This is a genomic window from Halomicrobium sp. IBSBa (assembly GCF_017612575.1).
Lineage (GTDB): Archaea > Halobacteriota > Halobacteria > Halobacteriales > Haloarculaceae > Halomicrobium.
Genome location: NZ_JADPQC010000067.1, coordinates 1 through 392 on the forward strand (window position 1 = coordinate 1; position 392 = coordinate 392).

Below are 392 nucleotides of genomic sequence, written 5' to 3' on the forward strand. Positions count from 1 at the left end.
ACACCTCGCTGTGGGGGACGCTCGGCGAGGGCGTGAGCTACGACGGCGACGACGCCCGGACGGTCGTGGTCGTCGGCGTTCCCTACCCCCATCTCGACGACCGCATGGACGCCGTGCAGGACGCCTACGACACGACCTTCGGCGATGGCGAGGACGATGCCGGCTGGCGCTACGCCGTCGAAATTCCGACCGTCCGCAAGACCAGACAGGCCCTCGGTCGCGTGGTCCGCTCGCCGGACGACTTCGGCGCGCGCATCCTGCTGGACAAGCGCTACACTGAAGCCGCCGAGATGGAGATGCACGACTACGCCGTTCGCGGAACCTTCCCCCCGGAGGAACGCCGCGAGATGGTCGATATCGGCCCCGAGAAGCTCAAGTTCGCGATGCTGAAC

Annotated in this window: 1 protein-coding gene; it reads left to right on the forward strand. The window is 67.6% G+C overall.

Features of this window, described 5'->3' with window-relative positions:
* The coding region (locus IL252_RS17485; protein ID WP_279634297.1) for a helicase C-terminal domain-containing protein at positions 1–392 on the forward strand (392 nt) is incomplete at both ends.